This is a genomic window from Kitasatospora cathayae, assembly GCF_027627435.1.
GTDB classification, from domain to species: domain Bacteria; phylum Actinomycetota; class Actinomycetes; order Streptomycetales; family Streptomycetaceae; genus Kitasatospora; species Kitasatospora cathayae.
The window spans coordinates 2,025,545-2,044,982 of the sequence record NZ_CP115450.1; the positions used below are offsets into that span (position 1 = coordinate 2,025,545).

The window sequence follows — 19,438 nt, forward strand, 5'->3', positions numbered from 1 at the left end:
TCGACGATGAAGAGAAGCAGGCGCGCCGTCCTCCTCGGCACGCTCGCCGCGCTCGCCCTGGGCGCCACCGCCTGCAGCTCCTCCGCGAGCAGCAGCGACCCGCTCGGCGGCGGACCGAGCGCCTCGGCCTCCGGCGGTGCGGCCGGGTCGGGCGGCTCCGGCGGCTCGGGCGGGACGGTGGTCGTCGGCTCGGCGAACTTCCCGGAGAACGTCCTGCTCGGCTCGATCTACTCGCAGGCGCTCCAGGCCAAGGGCGTCAAGGTCGAGGAGAGGTTCAACATCGGCAGCCGCGAGGTGCTCTACGGGCAGCTGCAGAGCGGCAACCTGACCGTCCTGCCCGAGTACAACGGCGCACTGCTCGCCTACCTGGACGCCAAGAACACCGCCGTCACGACCCAGGACGTCGACGCGGCGCTGGCCAAGGCGCTGCCCGCCTCGCTGGGGATCCTCGACTCCTCCCCCGCCGAGGACAAGGACTCGCTCAGCGTCACCCAGGAGACCGCCGACAAGTACAACCTCAAGAGCGTCTCCGACCTGGCCGCCAAGGCCGGCGAGTTCACCATCGGCGGCCCGCCGGAGTTCAAGTCCCGCCGCGAGCAGCAGTTCAAGGACGTCTACGGGCTGACCTTCAAGGAGTGGAAGCCCACCGCCGACACCACGGCGAACGCGCTCAAGGACGGCAGCATCCAGGTCGGCAACGTGTTCACCACCGACCCGAAGATCGTCCAGTACAAACTCGTCCCGCTGACCGACCCGAAGCACGTCTTCGGCGCGCAGAACGTCACCCCGCTGGTCAACAAGGCGGGCGTGGACGCCACCGCGACGGCGGCGCTCAACGCGGTGTCGGCAAAGCTCGACACGGCCGGGCTGACGGGGCTGATGAAGCGCGTCTCGGTCGACAAGGAGGACCCGTCGACGGTGGCCAAGGACTGGCTGAAGGCCAACGGACTCGCCTGACGGCCGAACAGGGCTGAGGGCTTGGGGTTTCAGGGCTGAGGGCTGCTGAACCGGTACGGCGGACGGCGGCGCGGAGGGGCTTCCTCGGCTCCCTCCGGCGCCGCCGTCCGCCGTGCCCGGGGCCGTCACGTCCGCCGGAGGGGACCCCGAGCGGAGGCTTCCCTTCCACGCCGCGAACATGACAGTGTGACGGCATGCGCACTCGTCTCCTCGCCGCCTCCCTCACGGCACTCGCCGCGGTGAGCCTCGCTGCCTGCTCCAGCTCGGGCTCCGGCTCGGGTTCGGGCTCGGACAAGGCCACCGCCGCGGCCGGCTCCCCCACCGTCGCCGTCGCCACCCCGTCCGGCGCCGCCACGGCCGACTCGACCGCTACGGCACCCACCACCCCTGGCACACCCGCGCCGTCCGACCCCTCGGCACCCGGCGCGGACGGGTCGACCCCGGCCAAGCCCGCGCCGCCCGCCGACGCCGGACTGCCCGCCAAGCCGGACGCCGACCTGACCGGCAAGGTGGTCGCCGCGCTGAACGCGATCGACCCGGCGATCGTCGGCGGCAAGCCCGACCAGGCGGTGGAGCAGGCCCGCCAGCAGTGCCAGGCGATGTACCAGTTCCCCAAGGACAAGGCGAAGCTGATCGAGCTGGCCAACCAGCACTTCACCTCACCCGACCACCCGCAGGGCTTCGGGCCGGACACCGCCGCGAAGATCGACGACGCGCTGCGCGCCACCCTCTGCCCGCCGTCGCGCTGACGCCGTCCGCCGCACCCCCGAACCGCCCGTTGTCCCGAGCTCCGGGCAGCCGTGGCCGCGCCCCGCCCGTCGGTGCGCGGCCACCGGCGTCTGCGTCTCCTGCGGGTGGCGGTCGAGGAGGCGCTCGGCGAACCGAGCCGAGCCGCCCGATGCCCATGGCAAACCCGTGGCGATCCCAAGCCGCCGATCACTCACCTTCGGCGACCGATGCGGTACGTTGACGAACCGCCAGGCCCCTTGACAGAGCAGTGGTCTAGTCCAAACATAAGCATGTCGATCCGACCGGGATGCACCGTGGGGGTGTGACCACCGGCGGCTGAGGCACCGCCCTGCCCTGCTCCGCTCCACCCCCCCCCGCTCCGCGCGGCGCGCGCACGTTCACACCGTCGCCCGCCTCCGCGCGAGTCGGTGGGTTCCGCACGCCCTTGCGTCCGCACCGAACGCCCCCGGTTCGGGGCCCGCGCGGCCGACCCCACACGGCCGACGACGCACCGGACCGTCCAGCACCTCCCCAACCTCCTGACCCACCAAGTCTGTTGGAGAATCCATGCGTCTTCGCAGAACCGTCCAGGCCGCGTTGACGGCCTGTGCCACGCTGGCCGCCTCGGCCGGTCTGGTCGCCGCCGGGACGGGCTCCGCCCAGGCCGCCACCCCGCTCCCCAGCCGGGTCTTCGCGCCCTACTTCGAGTCCTGGACCGGCCAGAGCCCCGCCACCCTGGCAGCGCAGTCCGGCGCCAAGTACCTGACGATGGCCTTCCTGCAGGCCGCCACCAAGGGCTCCTGCAGCCCGTACTGGAACGGCGACACCTCCAAGCCGGTCTCCTCCTCGACCTTCGGCGCCGACATCGCCACCATCCGCGCCAACGGCGGGGACGTGATTCCCTCCTTCGGCGGCTACACCGCCGACAACACCGGCACCGAACTGGCCGACAGCTGCACCGACGTCAACCAGATCGCAGCCGCCTACGAGAACCTGATCACCACCTACGACATCAGCCGGATCGACCTCGACATCGAGGACAACTCGCTGACCAACACGGCCGGCATCGACCGCCGCAACAAGGCGATCAAGACCGTGCAGGACTGGGCCGCCGCCAACGGGCGCAACGTCCAGTTCTCCTACACGCTGCCGACCACCACCAGCGGACTGGCCGACAGCGGTCTCGCGGTGCTGCGGAACGCGGTCAGCAACAACGCGCGGATCGACGTCGTCAACATGATGACCTTCGACTACTACGACAACGCCACCCACGACATGGCGGCCGACACCCAGACCTCGGCGCAGGGCCTGTACAACCAGCTGGCCCGGCTCTACCCGTCCAAGTCCCCGACGCAGCTGTGGGATTCGATCGGGATCACCGAGATGCTCGGCATCGACGACTTCGGCGCGGCCGAGACCTTCACGTTGGCCAACGCCACCACCGTGTACAACTGGGCGGTCTCGAAGGGCATCAACACGCTGTCCTTCTGGGCGCTCCAGCGCGACAACGGCAGCTGCCCGGGCAAGGGCGGGGACGACTCCTGCTCCGGCATCAACCAGAGCACCTGGGACTTCACCCACCTCTTCGCGCCGTTCACCAGCGGCTCGACGGTGATCAACGACTTCTCGGTCGCGGTGAACCCGAACACCGGGACGGTGTCCGCCGGTTCGTCCGCCTCGGCGGCCATCGCGACGGCCGTCACGGCGGGTTCGGCGCAGAGCGTCAACCTCTCCGTGAGCGGTGCCCCGGCCGGCGTCACCGCCACCGTCACCCCTGGCAGCGTCACCGCCGGCGGCAGCGCCACCCTGAACATCGCCACCACCTCGCCGGTGGCGCCCGGGAGTTACCCGCTGACGGTCACCGGTAGCGCGCCCTCCGGCACCCACACCGCGACCTACTCGCTGACCGTCACCGGAACAGTTCCGTCGACCGGGCTGGTCAACGGCGGGCTGGAGACCGGCAACCTGGCTCCGTGGAGCTGCCAGAGCGGCGGCGGCGTGGTGACCGCGCCGGTCCACTCCGGCTCGTACGCGCTGCAGGCCGCGCCCTCCGCGAGCCAGACCGGCGAGTGCACCCAGACCGTGTCGCTGAAGCCCAACACCAGCTACACGCTGAGCGGTTGGGTGCAGGGCAACTACGCCTACCTGGGCGTCAACGGCGGGGCCACCGCCAGCACCTGGACCAACTCCTCGGGCTGGACCCAGCTGACCGTCCCCTTCACCACCGGCGCCTCCGGCGCCGTCACGGTGTACCTGCACGGCTGGTACGGGCAGGGCAGCGTGTACGGGGACGACTTCTCGATCACCTGAGGGCGGGGGCGGCCGACGGCTGACAGGTAACCGATAACGGGTAACAGATGACGGATGACAGCTGACAGATTTCAACATCTGTCAGCTGTCATCCGTTCGTCGTCAGGCGTCAGGCGTCAGCTGTCCGCCGCAACCCGCAACCCGCGAGCCCGCCCTCACCCCGCCACCGCCTCCCGCAGCCGCCCCGGCCGGCACAGCGTCAGGTACGCCGCCAGCGCCAGCACCCCGCAGCCCAGGACCACCACCGCCAGCAACACCGCCGACGGCCGTCCGCCGAGGCTGCTCAGCGGCGCCACCACAGCGCCGCACAGGAAGTTGCCAGTCCCCAGCAGCGCCGAGGCCGTCCCGGCCGCCTGCGGCTCGACCAGGCTCAGCGCCTGCGCCGCCGTGTTCGGCAGCACCACCCCGAGGCTGCCCATCAGCACGAACAGCGGCGGACAGAACCCGGCCAGCCCGAAGTCCCACACCGTCGTCAGCAGCACCAGCGCCACCCCGGCCGCGACCGCCGCCCCGAGCCCCGCCAGCATCAGCGACCGCGCCGCGAAGCGCGGTGCCAGCACCCGCCCGTTCAACTGGGTCATCACCACGATGGACACCGAGTTCAGTCCGAACAGCAGGCTGTAGGTCTGCGGCGAGACCTGGTACACGTGCTGCAGCACCGTCGACGAGCCACTGATGTACCCGAACAGCGCGCCGAACGCCAGCGAGCTGGTCAACGCCAGCCCCAGGAACGGCAGGTGGCGCAGCAGCCGCCCGATCATGCGCAGCGCCGCGCCCACCCCGCCGCCGTTCCGGGCCGACGCCGGCAGCGTCTCGCGCAGTGCGCCGAACGCGGCCAGGGCGAGCAGCAGCCCGAGCGCCGTGAGCGCCCCGAAGGTGCCGCGCCAGGAGGTGAAGCGCATCAGCTGCGCCCCGGTGATCGGGGCGAGGATCGGCGCCAGCCCGGATATCAGCGCGATCGAGGCGAGGAAGCGCAACATCGCGACGCCCTGGAAGCGGTCCCGGGCGACGGCGCGTCCGATGACCAGCCCCGCCGACCCGGCCGCGCCCTGGACGAACCGGGCGGCGATCAGCACCGAGAGGTTCGGCGCGAGCACGCACACCACGCTGGACAGGGTGTAGGCGACCAGTCCGGCGAGCAGCGGCGGTCGGCGCCCGAAGCGGTCGCTGAGCGGCCCGAAGAGCAGTTGCCCGGCCGCGACCCCGAACATCGAGAAGGTCAGGGTGAGCTGGACGGCCGCCGGTTCGGCGGCCAGGTCGTCGGCGATCGCGGGCAGGCCGGGGAGGTAGAGGTCGGTGGTGAACGGGCCGAGCGCGGCGAGGCCGCCGAGGACGGCGATCGTGGCCCGACCGGGGCCGGTCGGGCCGAGGGCCGTCGACGTGCCGGTGGTCGGGGCGGAAGCGGTCGACGGGTCGTCGGCGGGGCCGACGGAGGTCTCGTCGGCGGGGCCGACGGTCGGGCCGGGCATGGCTCTCCTAACGGACGCGGTGACGTGGGATTCGTTCGCGATCCGTCCTATCGCAGCCCGGCGGGCACGGACGACGGCGGGGGTGCACCGGGACGGATCCGCCCACCGGCCGATCCACAGCACGCGCACGACGACGGCCCGCCCGCACCTTCCGGTGCCCGGCGGGCCGTTCGTTCCCTGGTCAGGACGGCTGATCCGCGGTCAGCGCCCGAATCAGCACCCTCAGTGCTTGGCGACGTGCTCGGCCCGCAGGGCCGCCTGCAGCGTCGCGCCGTCCTGCCACGCGTAGAGCTGGTTGCCGGTGAGCGTCACATTGTAGTGCCCGCAGGTGCCGATGGCCTTGGCCGCGACGCCCTCCGGGAACCAGCCCGCCTTGAGCGAGACCGGCACCGGGTGCGGGCCCCGGCCCGGCGCCCCGGTGCTGCAGCCGGCGGGCAGCCGCCCCTCGGGGAGCGTGGCCCGCAGCAGTCGATCGTCGCCCGTGGTGGACATCAGGTACTTCACCGAGGAGGCGTTGTCGGGCAGCCAGGTCGGTATCGAGCGGCGCTCGGCCTTGGCCTGCGAGCCGCTGTCGTACGAAGCCTGCTCCTGGTGGCGCCCGTCGTACCACTCGGACACCCGCGGGCCGACTGCCACGGCGGCCACGGCGACGGCCATGCCGGTGCCCGCGACTCCCAGCGCGACCTTGCTCACGATGCCCTTCATGCCTGGCTGCCCTCTCCGTGTCCGTTGCCGATGCGTCCGTCGTCGGTGCGTCCGGTACCGAGGCGCCCGGTACCGGTGCGTCCGATGCGGACGGAGCCGTCGCGGGTCCGTCCGCGGCCCGTCCGGGCGGAGTGGTCCGCCGGTCGGGTGTACCCATCGTGGCCCGGGCCGATCTGCCGGAGCGTCACCACGAGGTCGCGATTCTGCACCCAACCCACGGGGTAGCGTCTCCACCTTCAGGCGTATGTCCACCGGCCCGGTCCCCGAGGTACGTGCCGTTCCGGTGCTCGGGCGGCCACGCCGGTTCCGTGTCCGCTCCGAGCCCCGATCGAGCCTGACTCAGGTGGGGCTCCGCCGCAGCCCGGCCTGCTGCACCTGGGGCATCGGCGGTACGGAGGGGATCAGGTCGGGACGGGTCAGACGGCCGCGGGCACCGGACGGGCGACCGGGAAGGGGCGGCCGTCGAGGGTCCAGTGCGGGTCGATCGGGCGCAGCAGCGAAGCGTACACCTGGGCGGCGACGTCGGGGTGGCGGATCTCGCCGGTGGGCGGGCCGGCCGGGATGTCGTGCCCGGCGCAGGCGACCCAGGCGGTCCGCTCCTCGACCGTACGGCCGCCGTGGCCGCCGGCGTCGACGTGCCCGTGGTCGGTGACCACGATGACGGTCCACTGTTCCTCGGCGTGGGTGGCCCGGCCGCGGACGGCGTCCAGCAGTCGGCCGAGGCGCTCGTCGGCGGTGCGCATGGCGGCGCGGTACTCCTCGCCGCAGCCGAGGAAGTGGGCGGTCTCGTCCACGGCGCCGAGGTAGACGAAGGAGGCTTCGGGGTCGGCGGTGCCGAGGACGTGGACGGCCTCCCGGGTGACCTCCTCGTCGACGGTCTCCCAGGCCTGGGGGGTGTCCTCGGCCGGGGCTATGTAGGAGAGCCGGCCGGGGGCGCGGAAGAGCGGGCCGCCGGACTCGTTGATCATCAGCGGGTCCCAGCCGGCCGCGACGAAGGTGCGGCGGCGGTCGCCGCGGTTGAGGCGGGTGGCGAAGTCGGGGAAGACGTCCAGCCGGTTGCCGCCCAGGTGGTTGCCCCAGACGCCGTGCTTGGCGGGCTCGACGCCGGTCACGATGGTGGCCCAGCAGGGCCCGGACATGGTGGGCGTGGTGTCGGCGACGGTGACCGGCACGAGGAACCCGGCCTCGGCGACCTCCTGGAGGCGCGGCATCGGCACCTGCGCCAGGTAGTCGTGGCGGACTCCGTCGATCCCGATGACGAGTACGCGGGGGCGGGGCCACTGGGCAGCGGACATGGTGGGGCTTCCTCTCGGTCGTGCACACCCGGCCGCGCCCGCCGAGGGCGCCGCCGACCGCGCCATGCTTCACGGCCCGCCGTACCGTTCGGCGTCCGGCCGTCGAACGGCGGGTGTCCGTGAGGTGTCGGGCGGCCGACCGGTCGCGGGCACCCGCCCGTCGTCAGCCGATCGTACGGATCGTCGGGATCGTCCGGACGAAGCGGCGGTCGGACTCGGCGAGTTGGCCGGCCGGCCCCGCCGCGCGCAGCACGACGTCCAGGACCCGGTCCGGGTCGGCGGCGTAGCAGTGGGCGAACCAGGGCAGGTTGGCCTCGACCACGGCCCAGTGCTCGGCAGGGTCGTACGGGTCGGCGATCGGGCCGACGTCCAGGGCGACGGCGCTGGGCAGGGTGTCCCCGACGGCGTCGAGCAGCCGGTGGGCGAAGGCGGTGGCGGCCGCCGTCAGCGGCGCCGGGTCGAGTCGGCCGAAGCGGGCGTAGCGGCTGCCGGTCAGCACCTCGCCGTCGCGCAGGAACAGCCGGTACTCGGCGGCGAAGGTCACCGGCTCGCTGATCAGGACGGGGGTGTCCGGGCCGATCCGCTCGCCGCTGCGGGGCAGCCGGGAGCCGTCCGGGTAGACCGCGGGCTGGACCGACTTGTCGGCGGGCGGCTTGACGAAGGCCGGGTGGCGCAGCGTCCAGGCCTCGGCGAGGGTGGTGAGTTCGATCCGGCGGCGGGTGAACTCCTCGGGCAGGCGGGCGAGCCAGTCGTCCTCGGGCTCGAGCAGGGCGAGGCCGAGCGGCGCCGCGATCCGGGCGGCGGCGAGCGGCCCGCCGTACCAGTGGACGGGCCGCCCGGCGAGTTCCTCGACCGTGTCCGGGCCGGTCAGCACGGCGGTGGCCAGGCCGCGGCGGGCGGCGGCCCCGGTGAGCAGCGCGGTGGTGCTGGTCGACTGGGCGGAGGTGAGCAGGACGGGCGTGCTGCTGGCGCTCACCGCTCCGCCCGGAACTCGTGGACGACCTCGATGCGGCCGACGATGTGCCGGTTGAACTCGTCCAACTCCTCGGCCGGCACCCAGAGTTCGAGGATCGTCCGACCGCCTGCCTGCTGGACGGGGTAGCGGGCGAGGAACTCCGTCTCCACCTCGAAGCGGGTGACGTAGCCGACGCCGGAGGCGGGCACGTTCCAGTCGCGGGCGATCCGGATCGCGTAGTCCTCGTTGAGGACGGGGTAGAAGATCGGCTGTTCCGGCAGCCGGGGCGGCCAGGCACGCCAGTCGGCGGCCTCGACCAGGGCCAGCTCCTGCGGGCCGGTGGGGCGCCAGAGAGTGGTGGTCGGGGGCGGCTGGACGGACTGACTGGTCATGGCAGGGACGGTAGCCGGGCCGCGACGGGCCCGGCCACCGGATTTCGCCCGGGCCGGTTCCGGTCTGGAACCGGATCCGGGCCGGCCCAGCCCAGTCCGGTTCCGGTCCGGTTTCGGTCCGGCCTGATCCGGCAACGGCCCGATTCGCGCCCGCCCCCGCGCCCGGGAGGGCCGGACGGCCCGTCAGCGGTAGGCCGACTCGCCGGTGATGGCCTCGCCCAGGACGAGGGTGTGGATCTCGCTGGTGCCCTCGTAGGTGAGCACCGACTCCAGGTTGTTGGCGTGCCGCAGCACCGGGTACTCGGTGGTGATGCCGTTGGCACCGAGGACGGTCCGGGCGCTGCGGGCGATCTCCAGCGCGGCGCGGACGTTGTTGAGCTTGCCGAAGCTGATGTGCGGCGCGCGGGCCGCGCCCTGCTCCTTGAGCCGGCCGATCCGCAGCGCCACCAGGTAGGCCTTCTCGACCTCCAGCATCATCTCGACCAGCTTCTGCTGAGTGAGCTGGAAGCCGGCGATCGGGCGGTCGAACTGGATGCGGGTCTTGGCGTAGTCGAGGGCGGCGGTGTAGCAGTCGCGGGCGGCGCCGACAGTGCCCCAGAGGATGCCGTAGCGGGCCTCGTTGAGCGAGGAGAGGGGTCCGCGCAGACCGGTGACGCCGGGCAGTACGGCGTCGGCGGGCAGCACCACCTCGTCGAAGGCCAGCTCGCTGGTGACGGAGGCGCGCAGGGAGAGCTTGCCGTGCACGTCGGTCGCGGTCAGGCCGCGGGTGCCGCGCTCGACCAGGAAGCCGCGCACTCCCTCCTCGGTCTGCGCCCAGACCACGGCGACGTCGGAGATGCTGCCGTTGGTGATCCACATCTTGCTGCCGGACAGCACCCAGTCGCCGCCCTTGCCGCCCTTCTGGACCGCCCGGGTGCGCATGTTGGCCGGATCGGAGCCGAAGTCGGGCTCGGTGAGGGCGAAGCAGCCGATCAGCTCACCGGTCGCCATGCCGGGCAGCCAGCGCTGCTTCTGCTCCTCGGAACCGAAGGCGTGGATCGAGCGCATCGCGAGCGAACCCTGGACGGAGACGAAGCTGCGCAGCCCGGAGTCGGCCGCCTCCAGCTCCATGCAGGCGACCCCGTACGCCACGGCGCCGGCACCCGCGCAGCCGTAGCCGTCGAGGTGCATGCCGAGCACGCCGAGGGCGCCGAGTTCGGGGGCGAGTTCGCGGGCCGGGAACACGCCGCGCTCGAACCAGTCGCCGATGTGCGGGCGGATCCGCTCCTCGGTGAAACGGCGGACGGTGTCGCGGATCAGCCGCTCCTCGTCGGAGAGGAGGTCGCCGACCGCGAGCAGGTCGGACGGGTCGATCCGGGTCGGCTTCGTCATTGAAGCTCCTTGTAGTCTCGGCGGGACACCGGCGAGTATTCCGCAACCCTCCCGACCTCGGACCGGCCGGAACGAGTGAGGAAGGCGACATGTCGCGCCGCCGGGACAGCCGGAACGGAACACGCAAGGGGAGACGGGGCATGACGCGTTGGGCACTGGTCGTCGAGGAGACGGTGGGCGTCGGCAGGGACCGCACCTGGGGCAGCAAGGTGCTCGGTGAGGTCAAGGGGACCCGCGAGGAGGCCGTCGCGGAGCTGCGGCGGATCGTCCCGACCTACACGCCGGACCACCCGATGACCAGCCGGCGGCAGACGCTGCTCCGGGACGGGGACACCTACCTGCTGATCTCGCAGGGGAGCATGCGCGACTACCACTGCGTGTTCAAGGTGTGGGAGGTGCTGTCGGACAGCAAGCGGCCCGAGGTGCAAGCGGAGCGGGTGGCGGAGGACGGCTGACGGTGACGGTCGACGGCGGGCTTCCGCCCGCCCTCACTCACCGACTCACCCACTCACGCCACTCCGCACAGCCGCAGCACCGCCGTGGTCGCCGCACCGGCGACGACCACCGCGGGGGACGGCGCCCGGCGCCACGCGAGCACCCCGGCGACCAGATGACAGATGACAGCTAACGGATAACAGCTGACAGATTTCGAAATCTGTCAGCTGTTCGCCTCGCCCCGTTCCGGGTCATCCGGCTCGGGCTACTTCAACAGCCCGTCCAGGAACGGGTTCCCGAACACCCGATGGGGGTCGTACCGGTCCAGGACGGCGACCGCCTCGTCCCAGCCGGGCCCACCCCCGGCGCGCAGGCTGTCGGGAATGACCCGGCCGATCAGGTCCTGGTCCGACCAGGCCGCCTCGGCGGTGTAGGCCCAGCCCTTGGACCACTCGACCCGCAGGCCGGCCCGGGTGCCGTCGAAGGTGCGTAGCAGCCACTGCTCCAGTTCCCGGGCGAAGGGCTCCAGTCCGGGCGTGCCGGGAAAGGCGAGGACGTCGAGCCAGACCGCGGTGTCCCACGCCGGCCGGTCCGCCCGCGGTCGCAGCGCGGACAGCAGCGGGGGCCGGGCGCCGGGGACGCCGGAGTACGACGGGTCGTCCAGGCCGGTGACCCGGATCTCCACCGCGCCGTTCACCGGGAACTCGCCCCGGGCCTGGTACTCGGCGAGCAACTGACGGTAGTGGGCGGCGAATTCGCTGACCACCCACTGCAGGTCGGCGCGCTTGGTCAGGATCGCGTAGCCGTTGGCGGTGACCCGCAGCGTGGTGGGCCGGACGTACTGCAGCAGGGTGCGCGAGGGGCCCCAGAGGTCGGAGCGCAGGCCGCCGGCGAGCAAGTGGGTGATCAGGTCGCCGGTGAGCAGTTCGCGCAGCAGTCCGCCGGAGAGCAGGACGTCGGTGAGGTCACCGGTCAGCGCCACCTTGGCGACCAGGTACTGGAGTTGGCCGAACAACGGGGCCGATCCCCAAGCGCCGGAGACGATTTGGCCGGCCAATCGGGCGACCGGTTCCGGAACGCTGTCCGAGAAGGGGTAGTTGTAGGGCTGGTCGACGGCCCGGGAGGACAGCGGCTTGGTCGGAGCGACGGTCCAGGTCTTGAGCCACGGGTAGTCGGTGTAGGCGAACCAGATCGCCTCGACCCGGCCGTCGCGCTCGACGAAGTCGGCGAGGGTGCGCGGGCCGTCGCCGCCGCCCAACAGCCCCCCGAGCAGTCCGCCGCCGGTGGCGGCACCGGGACGGGCGAACAGGTCGCTCGCCGGGATGTCCAGCCGGCTGACGCAGCGCAGCGGCCGGTCGGCGCCGGCGCGCAGCACGACCTCGGTGAGGAAGGCCCGGCCCAGGTGCACCAGGAAGGCGGCGCTGTCGGCCTCCGCGCGGTCGAAGGTGCGCAGCGTGTAGCGGCCGGTGGCCGGGTCGAGGACGACGGCGGTGAGCCGCACCACCTGGTTGCTGACCGAGCCGTAGCCGTGGCCGTCCGGGCGCAGTTCGCCGTCGGCCGGGGCGGCGGTGCCGTGGCCGCCGATGGCGAGCACGCCGCCGACGGTGAGGTCGCCGGGCGCCGGGCAGGCCGTCAGGCCGAGGCCGCGGTCGGCCAGGTGGGCGAGCAGCGCCTCCATGCTGGCGCCGCTCTGCGCCCGGACGGTGGTGGGCGAGTCGGCGGTGATGGCGGTGAGGTAGCGGCTGGTGTCCACGACCAGGACGCGGGCGCTGTCCGGGGTCCCGTTGGCGACGGTGAGCGGTGCCCAGGTGTGCCGGTAGCCGGAGGCACGCAGCCGCCAGCCGTTGGCGTGCGCCCAGTCGGCGAGGGCCGGCACCTCTGCGGGGGTGCGTGGCGCGCAGGTCCACAGCTGGTCGGTGTGGACCTCGCCGGACCAGTTCTGGAAGACCCGCTGGTAGAGCTCGGTGTCGGCGGGCAGGCCGGGCGGTACCGGTGTGGCGGCCTCCGCGCTGTCCGGGCCGATGGTGCCGCGCAGCAGCCAGGCCGCGCCGCCGAATGCCGCGGAGGCGCCGAGCAGTTGCCGCCTGCTCAGGCCGCGTCCGGCGCCCCGCCCACTGCCCCGGCCGTCCGCCGCGCCGTTCGTGCTGTTCGTGCTGTTCGTGCTGTTCGCATCGTGCGCACTGTTCGCATCGCGCGCACTGTTCGCGCCGCTCGCACTGTTCGCGCCGCTCGCGCTGTGGTCGTCGTGTCCTGTGGTCATCCGGTCCGCCCCCTGCGTCAGTCCCCCGGGCCGGGCTGCGGTGCTCCGGGGCGGTCGGTGTCCGCCCGACCCGGTCAGGAGCGTACGAAGTGCCGTACGGCCGTTTGAAGCGATCCGGCCGGGATATCACTCGTTCGAGTGATCATGACGCGAACGGGTGAGACCCGTCCACTGTCCACCCCATCCACTCCGCCCACCTCGTCCACCCCCTCCACCCCTTCCGCGCCGCCTCCGGGCGGGCCGGGGTCAGCGCGGCGCGGCGAGGGCGGCCTCCGCGTACTGCTGCCACCGGTCGGCCGCCGTGCCGGGCAGGCAGACCCAGTCCTTCATCGGCCGCCCGCCCGCCGGATCGAACGGGTGCGCCCCCGCCAGGGCGAGCGCCTCCGCGTGCTCCGCCGAGTCCCGGCCGAGCCGGCAGACCAGCTCGTTCCCGTGCAACCCCGCGAAGGCCTTGCCGTTGGTGTCCTTCAGGCAGGACATGCCGAACATCCTGGAGCGGTGGGCGCCCCGGGCTTCCAGGTCGTCGGCGATCGCCTCGTAGCGGGCGGTTGCGGCATCGTGGCTGGTCATGCCGCCATGGTGGGCCCCGGCGGAGCGGGCGGCCAACGCAGCCGGACCGGGTTCCGGACGCTTGCCCGGCTCCTCGGTGGCCGCATAGGTTGATCTTGACCACCGACCCCCACCCGTCCGGAGGCCCCGCCGTGCCATCGTCCGCGCCGCTGACCGTCACCGTCGCCCAGCCCCTCTGCGCCGACCGCGGCCGCCCGGACACCCTGGCCGTCAACGTCGAGCGGCACGCTGAGGCCGTCCGGGCGGCGGGGAGCCGCTTGGTGGTGTTCCCCGAGCTGTCGCTGACCGGCTACGACCTGGCCGCCCCCGCCGTCGACCCGGCCGACCCGCGGCTCGCCCCACTCGTCGAGGCCTGCGCCGCCACCGGCGCCCTCGCGCTGGTCGGCGCGCCGGTCGCGGCGGTCGACGGGCACGAGTCGATCGCCACCCTGGCGGTCACCGGCGAGGGCGCCACCGTCGTCTACCGGAAGATGCGCCTGCACGGCGAGGGCGAGCCCGCCCGCTTCACTCCGGGTGAGAAGCCCGTCGTGCTGGAGCTGGAAGGGCTGCGGCTCGGCCTCGCGGTCTGCGCCGACGCCGCCGACCCGGCGCACGCCGAGGAGACCGCCGCGCTCGGCATCGACGCCTACGTCGCCTCCACCCTGTACGGCCCGGGCGCCGCGCAGGCCGAGCGACGGGACGGCCACTGCCGGGCCCGCGCCACCGCGCACGGGGTCTGGGTCGTGCTGTCCACCTGCGCGGGGCCGACCGGCGTGTTCCCGGACAGCTCGGGCGGTTCCGGGATCTGGGCACCCGACGGGTCGTCGGTCGCCCAGGCGGGCACCGAGCCGGGCGAGCTGGTCCGCGCCGAGCTGCCCCGGCGGTAGCCACGCCGCACGTCGCGTCCCGGATCGAAAGATCGCCGGCCCCGGATGGAAATACCCGGGGCCCGCGCGCGGCTGTCGTGATCGGAAGTCCCGTGACCGGGCCGAACGGCCCGTACAGGAGGTGCAGCGCGCGATGGGCGACGAGCGGGAGAAGCCGCAGGAGTACCGGATCGAGCACGACTCGATGGGCGAGGTACGGGTGCCGGCCGCAGCGAAGTGGCAGGCGCAGACGCAGCGGGCGGTGGAGAACTTCCCGGTGTCCGGCCAGCGGCTGGAGCGCGCGCACATCGCCGCGCTGGCCCGGATCAAGGCGGCCGCGGCACGGGTGAACGCCCGGCTCGGGGTCGTGGACGAGGAGACGGCCGGGGCGATCGCGGCGGCGGCCGAGGAGGTCGCGGAGGGCCGCTGGGACGACCAGTTCCCGGTGGACGTCTTCCAGACCGGCTCGGGCACCTCGTCCAACATGAACGCCAACGAGGTGATCGCCACCCTGGCCGGCGAGCGGCTGGGGCGGCCGGTCCACCCGAACGACCAGGTGAACGCGAGCCAGTCGTCCAACGACGTGTTCCCGTCCTCGATCCACATCGCCGCCACCGCCGCCGTCACCCACGACCTGATCCCGGCGCTGGAGCACCTGGCGGAGGCGCTGGAGCGCAAGTCCGTCGAGTTCGCACAGGTGGTCAAGTCGGGCCGCACGCACCTGATGGACGCCACGCCCGTCACCCTCGGCCAGGAGTTCGGCGGCTACGCGGCGCAGGTGCGGCACGGGCGGGAACGGCTGCTGGCCACGCTCCCCCGGGTCGCCGAACTGCCGCTCGGCGGAACGGCGGTGGGCACCGGCATCAACACCCCGCCCGGTTTCCCGGCGGCCGTCATCGAGGAGGTGGCCCGGGCCACCGGCCTGCCGCTGACCGAGGCCCGCGACCACTTCGAGGCGCAGGGCGCACGGGACGCGCTGGTCGAACTGAGCGGCCAACTGCGCACGGTGGCGGTCGGGTTCACGAAGATCGCGAACGACCTGCGATGGATGGGCTCCGGCCCGCGCACCGGTCTGGGTGAGATCAATCTGCCGGATCTGCAGCCCGGTTCGTCCATCATGCCGGGCAAGGTGAACCCGGTGCTGCCCGAGGTGGTGCTGATGGTCGCCGCCCAGGTGGTGGGCAACGACGCGACGGTGACGCTGGCCGGCGCGAGCGGCAACTTCGAGCTGAACGTGATGCTCCCGGTGATCGCCCGCAACGTGCTGGAGTCGGTGCGGCTGCTCGCCAACAGCGCCCGGCTGCTGGCCGACCGGACGGTGGACGGCATCACCGCGAACGTCGAACGGGCCCGCGAGTACGCCGAGTCCTCGCCGTCGGTGGTGACGCCGCTGAACCGGTACATCGGGTACGAGGAGGCGGCGAAGGTCGCCAAGCAGGCGCTGGCCGAACGGAAGACGATCCGCCAGGTGGTGCTGGAGCGCGGGTACGTCGAGCGGGGCGAGCTCACCGAGGAGCAGCTGGACCGGGCGCTGGACGTGCTGCGGATGACGCACCCGTAACCCGGAACCCGGAACCTGGCACGCGACACCCGGTCGGAACCGCTCAGCGGCGCACCGGGGCCTCTGACGTGCGCCGGGGCGCGGCGGGCAGGCGTGCCCTCCGCTCCCCGGACGCGGGCTGTGGGGAAGATCAGCCCTTGGCGCGGCCGGCCCGGCCGAGCCGCATCGCTGCTCCGTTCGCCGTGATCGTGGCCATCGAGAGCGCCGCGAGGCCGAGCAGGAACATCACCGCACCGACGATGACGCAGGTGATGATGTTCTTGCCTCGTGCGACGGACCCTGAGACGACCCAGGGAGAGATGATCGTCCAGACACCGAGCGCGGCGGCCGCCCAGGCCCTCGCGTGGGTGCGCTCGTAGGCCGATCCGTAGCCGGCCATCAGCGCCGTGTAGGCCAGACCCACGATCAGGCAGGTCACGGTCAGGGTGCTGAACGCGGTGAAGCCGACGATCCAAGGCGATGTCGCCAGGAAGAGGCCGGCCAGTACGGCCAGGGCTTCGACGCCCTGGGCGCGCGGGGTCGAGGTGACCCGTTCGTAGTGTTCCCGGAGTTCGACGATGTCCGGGTGGTGTTCCATGCCCGTCGGCATGTGGGTTGCCACCGATACCACCTCCTGTGGTTCGGACCATGGAAGGGGGCGTGCCAGGGGGCGTGCCCCGTACCCATTCTGGCGCTTCTCCAAGGTTTTGCACCTGATTGTCCGGAATCACCGATAACCATCCGATCACGCCGGTGACCTGCGTCTCAACACTCCGGAAGGACGTTGCCTATGCAACTCGTTGCATAGCAGGATGCGGGCATGGCACTGGAGCACGCGATCCTCGTCTCGCTGCTGGAGCAGCCGGGCTCCGGGTACGAACTGGCCCGGCGCTTCGACCGTTCCATCGGCCGCTTCTGGACCGCCACCCACCAGCAGATCTACCGGGTGCTGCGGCGGATGGAGGCGGACGGCTGGGTCGCCGCCGAGGAGGTCGCGCAGGACGGCCGCCCGGACAAGAAGGTGTACTCGGCGGCCGGACCCGGACGGGCCGCGCTGGCCGAGTGGCTGCGCGAACCGGTCGAGCCGGAGACGGTGCGGCACGAGCTCGCGGTCAAGATCCGGGCCGCCGCGTTCGACGACCCGGCCGCGCTGACCGCGCTGATCTCCGAGGTCGAACGGCACCGCGAGAGCCATGCCGCCCTGCTCGCCCGCTACCTGCACGGCGAACAGCGGGACTTCCCCGACCTCGACGCACTCGACACCCGGCAGGAGCTGCAGCACCTGGTGCTGCGCGGCGGCATCGAGTTCGAGCGGATGAACCTCGCCTGGCTGGACGACGTGCTCGCCACACTGCGCCGACTCGCGAGCGGATGACAAGGAACAGAAGACGGATGACAGATGACGGATGACAACATCTGAAATCTGTTCGCTGAAATCTGTTCGCTGAAACCTGTCAGTTGAACCCCGCTCCGCCGAGCCCGCCCTCACACCCTCGACCCCAGGGAGCCCCTGATGCTCTTCAACCCGCGCACCTACGACCCCGCGCAGTTCGACGAGCCGACCCGCCGGCTGCTGCGCGCGACCGTCGACTGGTTCGAGTCCCGCGGCAAGAAGGCGCTCATCGACACCTACATAGACCGCGCCTGGTACGCCGACTTCCTCGAATTCGCCGCCCGGGAAGGCCTGTTCGCGGAGTTCCTGACCCCCTCCGCGGCCGACCCTGACAAGCGCTGGGACACCGCGCGGATCGCCGAATTGAACGAGATCCTCGGCTTCTACGGCCTCGGCTACTGGTACACCTGGCAGGTCACCATCCTGGGCCTCGGCCCGGTCTGGCAGAGCGAGAACGAGGCCGTCCGGGCCCGCGCCGCCAAGCTCCTCGCCGAGGGCCACGTGATGGCCTTCGGCCTGTCCGAGCGCACCCACGGCGCCGACATCTACTCCACCGACATGATCCTCACCCCGGACGGCGAGGGCGGCTTCACCGCGACCGGCTCCAAGTACTACATCGGCAACGGCAACGTCGCCGGCCTGGTCTCGGTCTTCGGCCGCCGCTCGGACGTCGAGGGCCCCGAGGGCTACGTCTTCTTCGCCGCCGACAGCCGCCACGAGGCGTACCACCTGGTCAAGAACGTGGTGAACGCCCAGATGTACGTCAGCGAGTTCCGCCTGGAGGACTACCCGGTCCGGGCCGAGGACGTACTGCACACCGGCCAGGCCGCCTTCGACGCCGCGCTGAACACCGTCAACGTCGGCAAGTTCAACCTGTGCACCGCCTCGGTCGGCATCTGCGAGCACGCGATGTACGAGGCCGTCACCCACGCCCACAACCGGGTGCTGTACGGCCGCAAGGTCACCGACTTCCCGCACGTGCGGCGGGAGTTGACCGACGCGTACGCCCGCCTGGTGGCGATGAAGCTGTTCAGCGCGCGGGCCGTGGACTACTTCCGCACCGCCTCCCCCGAGGACCGCCGCTACCTGCTGTTCAACCCGATGACCAAGATGAAGGTCACCACCGAGGGCGAGAAGGTCATCGACCTGATGTGGGACGTCATCGCGGCCAAGGGCTTCGAGGCGGACACCTACTTCGACAAGGCCGCCAAGGACATCCGCGGCCTGCCGAAGCTGGAGGGCACCGTCCACGTCAACCTGGCGCTGATCCTCAAGTTCATGGGCAACTACCTGTTCGCGCCCGCCGACTACGCGCCGGTGCCGACCAGGCTGGACGCCACCGACGACGCCTTCCTGTTCCGCCAGGGCCCGGCCCGCGGCCTCGGCGCGATCCGCTTCCACGACTGGCGCGCCGCCTACGACCGGCACGCCCAGCTGCCGAACGTCGCCCGCTTCCGCGAACAGGCCGACGGCTTCTGCGAGTTGCTGCTCAAGCACGCCCCGAGCAAGGAGCAGCAGGCGGACCTGGACTTCCTGCTGGAGATCGGCCAGCTGTTCGCGCTGATCGTCTACGGCCAGCTGGTGCTGGAGCAGGCCGAGCTGACCGGCCTGACCGCGTCCGACGAGGGTGGGGACGTGCTGGACCAGATCTTCGACGCGCTGGTCCGCGACTTCTCCGCGCACGCGACCGAGCTGCACGGCAAGTCCTCCACCACCGAGGAGCAGGCCGCCTGGGCGCTGGCGAACGTGCGCCGCCCGGTGGCGGACGCCGAGCGCGCCGCGAAGGTGTGGGCCCGGGTCGAGGCGCTCTCCGGCGCGTACGAGATGCAGCCGTAGCCCGGCAGGACCGGAAAGACCCCGGGGGTGCCGGTCGGCGGACCGGCACCCCCGGACCACATCCCACGGTGGCCCCGGGCGGCTCAGCTGTCGCCGAGGCCCCGGGTGGACGACGTTCTCGGGCAGTGCGGCGAGGCCGGAGCCGACGGTGACGTACAGCGCGTGCTCGGCGGCCTCGGCGGTCACCTCGGCGCCGCACCCCGGTTCGAGCCACTGCAGGCCGACGGCGCGCAGCGGGCCCGCGAGCAGGCGGCCGGGGTCGACGGCGGCGCCGCGTCGGCGCAGGTCGGTGATGACGGTGCCCGGCATGTCGGACGCTCCTTCGGCGGTGGGCGGGCTCGGTGGACCGCCTCTGCGGAACACCGTCCGCCACCCG

Annotated in this window: 17 protein-coding genes; 8 read left to right on the forward strand and 9 right to left on the reverse strand. The window is 72.4% G+C overall.

The features are described 5' to 3' along the window. Window positions 1-6: 6 nt before the first annotated feature. The 3 genes from O1G21_RS09120 to O1G21_RS09130 all read left to right on the forward strand — a co-directional run bounded on the left by O1G21_RS09120 (window position 7) and on the right by O1G21_RS09130 (window position 3,996). The gene (locus O1G21_RS09120; protein WP_270142358.1) at window positions 7-957 is read left to right on the forward strand and encodes an ABC transporter substrate-binding protein; all 951 of its coding nucleotides are present in this window, start codon (window positions 7-9) and stop codon (window positions 955-957) included. Between the two features lie 194 nt (window positions 958-1,151). Beyond that, entirely contained in the window at window positions 1,152-1,706 is a 555-nt protein-coding gene (locus tag O1G21_RS09125; protein ID WP_270142360.1) for a hypothetical protein, read from the forward strand. 547 nt (window positions 1,707-2,253) lie between these two features. Then, window positions 2,254-3,996 (forward strand): glycosyl hydrolase family 18 protein, encoded by a 1,743-nt coding sequence (locus tag O1G21_RS09130; RefSeq protein ID WP_270142362.1) that lies wholly within the window; start codon window positions 2,254-2,256, stop codon window positions 3,994-3,996. Window positions 3,997-4,151: 155 nt separating this feature from the next. Here O1G21_RS09130 and O1G21_RS09135 read toward each other — a convergent pair whose 3' ends face one another. The 6 genes from O1G21_RS09135 to O1G21_RS09160 form a co-directional block, all read right to left on the reverse strand. Further along, window positions 4,152-5,465 (reverse strand): multidrug effflux MFS transporter, encoded by a 1,314-nt coding sequence (locus tag O1G21_RS09135; protein WP_270142363.1) that lies wholly within the window; start codon window positions 5,463-5,465, stop codon window positions 4,152-4,154. Between the two features lie 222 nt (window positions 5,466-5,687). After that, window positions 5,688-6,170 carry a hypothetical protein gene (locus O1G21_RS09140; protein ID WP_270142365.1) on the reverse strand — a complete coding sequence of 161 codons (483 nt, stop codon included), beginning with the start codon at window positions 6,168-6,170 and terminating at the stop codon, window positions 5,688-5,690. Between the two features lie 416 nt (window positions 6,171-6,586). Continuing rightward, window positions 6,587-7,465 carry an alkaline phosphatase family protein gene (locus O1G21_RS09145; RefSeq protein ID WP_333493441.1) on the reverse strand — a complete coding sequence of 293 codons (879 nt, stop codon included), beginning with the start codon at window positions 7,463-7,465 and terminating at the stop codon, window positions 6,587-6,589. 163 nt (window positions 7,466-7,628) lie between these two features. Beyond that, window positions 7,629-8,441: an ATP-grasp domain-containing protein gene (locus O1G21_RS09150; RefSeq protein ID WP_270142366.1), complete on the reverse strand. Its 813-nt coding sequence runs from the start codon at window positions 8,439-8,441 to the stop codon at window positions 7,629-7,631. Continuing rightward, on the reverse strand, window positions 8,438-8,812 hold the full coding sequence (locus O1G21_RS09155; RefSeq protein WP_270142368.1) for a hypothetical protein: 375 nt from the start codon (window positions 8,810-8,812) through the stop codon (window positions 8,438-8,440). The genes O1G21_RS09150 and O1G21_RS09155 overlap by 4 nt, the downstream gene beginning before the upstream one ends. Window positions 8,813-8,995: 183 nt before the next feature. After that, window positions 8,996-10,183 (reverse strand): acyl-CoA dehydrogenase family protein, encoded by a 1,188-nt coding sequence (locus O1G21_RS09160; RefSeq protein ID WP_270142370.1) that lies wholly within the window; start codon window positions 10,181-10,183, stop codon window positions 8,996-8,998. 140 nt (window positions 10,184-10,323) lie between these two features. Here O1G21_RS09160 and O1G21_RS09165 point away from each other — a divergent pair, with 140 nt between their 5' ends. Beyond that, window positions 10,324-10,638, forward strand: a complete 315-nt coding sequence (locus tag O1G21_RS09165; protein ID WP_270142371.1) for a hypothetical protein — start codon at window positions 10,324-10,326, stop codon at window positions 10,636-10,638. Window positions 10,639-10,883: 245 nt separating this feature from the next. On the opposite strand, the gene O1G21_RS09175 is transcribed toward O1G21_RS09165, so the two are convergent. Both O1G21_RS09175 and O1G21_RS09180 read right to left on the reverse strand, forming a co-directional pair. After that, on the reverse strand, window positions 10,884-12,878 hold the full coding sequence (locus O1G21_RS09175) for a cholesterol oxidase substrate-binding domain-containing protein (RefSeq protein ID WP_270142373.1): 1,995 nt from the start codon (window positions 12,876-12,878) through the stop codon (window positions 10,884-10,886). A 246-nt stretch (window positions 12,879-13,124) separates the two neighbouring features. After that, window positions 13,125-13,448 carry a hypothetical protein gene (locus tag O1G21_RS09180; RefSeq protein WP_270142375.1) on the reverse strand — a complete coding sequence of 108 codons (324 nt, stop codon included), beginning with the start codon at window positions 13,446-13,448 and terminating at the stop codon, window positions 13,125-13,127. A 131-nt stretch (window positions 13,449-13,579) separates the two neighbouring features. Between O1G21_RS09180 and O1G21_RS09185 the strand changes: the two genes are divergently transcribed. Next, window positions 13,580-14,314 (forward strand): carbon-nitrogen hydrolase family protein, encoded by a 735-nt coding sequence (locus tag O1G21_RS09185; RefSeq protein ID WP_270142376.1) that lies wholly within the window; start codon window positions 13,580-13,582, stop codon window positions 14,312-14,314. A gap of 133 nt (window positions 14,315-14,447) precedes the next feature. Continuing rightward, window positions 14,448-15,854, forward strand: coding sequence for a class II fumarate hydratase (locus O1G21_RS09190; RefSeq protein ID WP_270142378.1), 1,407 nt, complete (start codon window positions 14,448-14,450; stop codon window positions 15,852-15,854). A 130-nt stretch (window positions 15,855-15,984) separates the two neighbouring features. Here the strand turns inward: O1G21_RS09190 and O1G21_RS09195 are convergent, their stop codons facing one another. After that, window positions 15,985-16,455 (reverse strand): SPW repeat protein, encoded by a 471-nt coding sequence (locus tag O1G21_RS09195; protein ID WP_270142380.1) that lies wholly within the window; start codon window positions 16,453-16,455, stop codon window positions 15,985-15,987. Window positions 16,456-16,653: 198 nt separating this feature from the next. Between O1G21_RS09195 and O1G21_RS09200 the strand changes: the two genes are divergently transcribed. Next, on the forward strand, window positions 16,654-17,208 hold the full coding sequence (locus O1G21_RS09200) for a PadR family transcriptional regulator (protein ID WP_270142382.1): 555 nt from the start codon (window positions 16,654-16,656) through the stop codon (window positions 17,206-17,208). Window positions 17,209-17,346: 138 nt separating this feature from the next. Continuing rightward, on the forward strand, window positions 17,347-19,062 hold the full coding sequence (locus tag O1G21_RS09205) for an acyl-CoA dehydrogenase family protein (RefSeq protein WP_270142383.1): 1,716 nt from the start codon (window positions 17,347-17,349) through the stop codon (window positions 19,060-19,062). Window positions 19,063-19,438 lie beyond the last annotated feature (376 nt).

Bases quoted from the DNA above. Each gene is read 5' to 3' on its own strand.
- O1G21_RS09125 (WP_270142360.1), top strand. From the start codon at position 1,152: ATGCGCACTCGTCTCCTCGCCGCCTCCCTCACGGCACTCGCCGCGGTG.
- O1G21_RS09165 (WP_270142371.1), top strand. From the start codon at position 10,324: ATGACGCGTTGGGCACTGGTCGTCGAGGAGACGGTGGGCGTCGGCAGG.
- O1G21_RS09160 (WP_270142370.1), bottom strand. From the start codon at position 10,183: ATGACGAAGCCGACCCGGATCGACCCGTCCGACCTGCTCGCGGTCGGC.
- O1G21_RS09120 (WP_270142358.1), top strand. From the start codon at position 7: ATGAAGAGAAGCAGGCGCGCCGTCCTCCTCGGCACGCTCGCCGCGCTC.
- O1G21_RS09180 (WP_270142375.1), bottom strand. From the start codon at position 13,448: ATGACCAGCCACGATGCCGCAACCGCCCGCTACGAGGCGATCGCCGAC.
- O1G21_RS09145 (WP_333493441.1), bottom strand. From the start codon at position 7,465: ATGTCCGCTGCCCAGTGGCCCCGCCCCCGCGTACTCGTCATCGGGATC.
- O1G21_RS09130 (WP_270142362.1), top strand. From the start codon at position 2,254: ATGCGTCTTCGCAGAACCGTCCAGGCCGCGTTGACGGCCTGTGCCACG.
- O1G21_RS09205 (WP_270142383.1), top strand. From the start codon at position 17,347: ATGCTCTTCAACCCGCGCACCTACGACCCCGCGCAGTTCGACGAGCCG.
- O1G21_RS09140 (WP_270142365.1), bottom strand. From the start codon at position 6,170: ATGAAGGGCATCGTGAGCAAGGTCGCGCTGGGAGTCGCGGGCACCGGC.
- O1G21_RS09200 (WP_270142382.1), top strand. From the start codon at position 16,654: ATGGCACTGGAGCACGCGATCCTCGTCTCGCTGCTGGAGCAGCCGGGC.
- O1G21_RS09190 (WP_270142378.1), top strand. From the start codon at position 14,448: ATGGGCGACGAGCGGGAGAAGCCGCAGGAGTACCGGATCGAGCACGAC.
- O1G21_RS09155 (WP_270142368.1), bottom strand. From the start codon at position 8,812: ATGACCAGTCAGTCCGTCCAGCCGCCCCCGACCACCACTCTCTGGCGC.
- O1G21_RS09135 (WP_270142363.1), bottom strand. From the start codon at position 5,465: ATGCCCGGCCCGACCGTCGGCCCCGCCGACGAGACCTCCGTCGGCCCC.
- O1G21_RS09175 (WP_270142373.1), bottom strand. From the start codon at position 12,878: ATGACCACAGGACACGACGACCACAGCGCGAGCGGCGCGAACAGTGCG.